The sequence below is a fragment of the Hyella patelloides LEGE 07179 genome (assembly GCF_900659865.1).
In the GTDB taxonomy this organism is placed as follows: Bacteria; Cyanobacteriota; Cyanobacteriia; order Cyanobacteriales; family Xenococcaceae; genus Hyella; species Hyella patelloides.
Genome location: NZ_LR214255.1, coordinates 1 through 2231 on the forward strand (window position 1 = coordinate 1; position 2231 = coordinate 2231).

A 2231-nucleotide genomic window follows, 5' to 3' on the forward strand; every position below is an offset into this window, starting at 1 on the left:
TCCCTCATTAATCTTAGTTATCTGTCAAAGATAGAGAACTAAATCCCTATTTTTGCCAAAATGAGAATTGCTGATGATACTGAGCGTTCCTGGTTCAAAACCCACCAGCAATTTATCCAGGTCGTAAAGTCCTGTGGGATAAATCGGATTATTGTCATCAAGCTGATCTAAAGCAGCACCAGCGATCGCGCTATTGTGTTCTATGTTGGAACTCATTTTTTGCTGAGAAATCTTAAAAATTTCCTGCTCGGAAGAATCTAATACTACATCTAGTTTGATGCTCGTATCATACCCAATATTGACAATTTTGTGTCCAGCAGAAATCACCTGACGGCGGGTATATTTATCCATCACTAACATTACATAGCGATCGATGTTCGTTGCCGAAACGGTACGATTTAACAGTTGAGCCAGCCTAGCCGTTCCTCCGATATCTTCTAGAAGATTACGATCTGCTAGATAAGTACTAACTGCCATTAAATCCGTAGATTGTCCCTGATTATAGAGAGTTTGAGCTACACGATAAATTAGCTGATGGGCAGAGAGAGAAAAAGCTTCTACAACCAAAATATCGACAATTCTGACCATTGCATCGGGGTCGAGTAAAATTCCCCCTAAAATGGCTTCTTCGGCTTCGATATTGACTGGAGGTAATTGATTATTCATCTTCTTCACCTCCTAGATCTGGGTCTTGATTTTCTTCTTGCTCTTGGTTTAAGTCCTGCTCGAAATGTTTCATCATGCCTAAATTACGCAGAAAATCCAATCCTTCTTCTTTGGTAATTTTTGGACTAGGAGAAGGTTCTGGTGATGAAGCTGGTGAAGTATCTTTGGTAAACCCAGCAGGATCGTTAAAAATTTGGTCGAATTCGCTCTTATTTACATCAGGAGAACTTTCATTACTTTTCTCTATTGCAGTCCCTTCAGAACCTTTTAAATCATCACTGACGCTATTTTTTGGCTCTGCTGCTGAATTGGTTTTATTTAAGAACGGATTGGACTTTCTCAAAGCTGCTTCTGATGCTTCGGCTTGCTCTTTGAGACGTTTTTGCCAGCGAGCGATCGCCAAATTTTCGTCCGCGTTAAATTTGCCCTCACTAGATGTCTTTTGGGCATTTCTGGATTTTTGCTCACTTTTTTGGTCTTGATAGTTTTTGTAATAGACTTCCCAACGATTTTGACCTGCTGCATTTTTACTGGCTAACCAGGCTTCGAGATCGTTGATTGGTTTCTCTAGGTTTTGTATTTGTCCTCTTACGAAATTTAAAAAATTGTCGCCCTCGTCTTCTGAGAGAGTCTTTTTAAAGTCTGTATAAGTCTGAAGAGTCTGAGGCGATTTGAAAGCCTTATCTGGTGGGGTTTCTGGCGGTTGATTTTCGCAGTTTTGAGAATTCAGTCTCATTTTTGAGAATTCAGTCTCATTTTTGAGACTACTTTCGCAGTTTTGCGATAACCTTTTCTTAACCTTTGAGCGTTAGTTTTCTCATCGACAGATTTTATTGTTGATGCTCCAGTGAGATTTCTGATACTGAATCCTTTGTCTTGAATGTCGAATAAGCTTAGCCTTTGAAATTTAGCGATCGCTCTATAAAATGTAGCTTTGGAGCAATCACATTTACTCATTACGTTCAAAGAGTTTAAATCCTGATAGCGATCGCCCCAAGGATCGACTTCAACTAAATAACTCCAAATTCTCCATTCCGCAGCCGTTAGTTTTGCTTGTCTTAATTTGGCAGTTACTTCACTGGTTAGTGGATAAAATTTTCCTTGAATCTTCTTAGTTTGTGGCATAATTACATTTGAGACGAAAAAAATTAGTCAATAGGGAACTTGCCACCTATCTATTACAAGAAGGCAGCGAGTTCTAAAGTTTTGAAGGCAGTTGTCAACTTTGGTCAGGAGTCAACTGCTTTCGGCTTTTATACCTAGATTTTTTCGATCTAGATAGGAGAATTGTAAAGTAATTTCGCCAGTTATTCTGTATTTGTCATAGATATTTTTCATAATTGTTGCTTCCTGGGACAATGAGGGACGAAACCTCGATTTTTAGGTAGGCTTCGCCAAGAGTTACTTTGAAAGAATCAGCCGTTTTTCGACAAATCGTTGTAATTCTTTACAAAAACTTGAGTAACGACTGGATTGCGTGGAAATTAAGAGATAACTAGGGTTTGCTGAATAACTTGACAACCTTGAGCAAATAAAGGTTACAAGGATTTTGGGCGCAGCAAAAA

Annotated in this window: 3 protein-coding genes; all 3 read right to left on the minus strand. The window is 38.9% G+C overall.

Features of this window, described 5'->3' with window-relative positions; genetic code table 11:
* Positions 1–24: 24 nt before the first annotated feature.
* Genes H1P_RS32840 through H1P_RS32850 form a run of 3 tightly spaced genes read right to left on the minus strand, consistent with a single transcriptional unit; the run spans position 25 to position 1791 of the window.
* Entirely contained in the window at positions 25–666 is a 642-nt protein-coding gene (locus tag H1P_RS32840) for a replicative DNA helicase (protein WP_144875617.1), read from the minus strand.
* Positions 659–1402, minus strand: a complete 744-nt coding sequence (locus H1P_RS32845) for a hypothetical protein (protein ID WP_144875619.1) — start codon at positions 1400–1402, stop codon at positions 659–661. The genes H1P_RS32840 and H1P_RS32845 overlap by 8 nt, the downstream gene beginning before the upstream one ends.
* Positions 1399–1791 (minus strand): hypothetical protein, encoded by a 393-nt coding sequence (locus H1P_RS32850; protein WP_144875621.1) that lies wholly within the window; start codon positions 1789–1791, stop codon positions 1399–1401. Before H1P_RS32850 ends, H1P_RS32845 begins: the two co-directional genes overlap by 4 nt.
* Between the last annotated feature and the right edge of the window lie 440 nt (positions 1792–2231).

Coding starts and splice junctions, on each gene's coding strand:
- H1P_RS32840 (WP_144875617.1), bottom strand. CDS start 666: ATGAATAATCAATTACCTCCAGTCAATATCGAAGCCGAAGAAGCCATT.
- H1P_RS32845 (WP_144875619.1), bottom strand. CDS start 1,402: ATGAGACTGAATTCTCAAAACTGCGAAAATCAACCGCCAGAAACCCCA.
- H1P_RS32850 (WP_144875621.1), bottom strand. CDS start 1,791: ATGCCACAAACTAAGAAGATTCAAGGAAAATTTTATCCACTAACCAGT.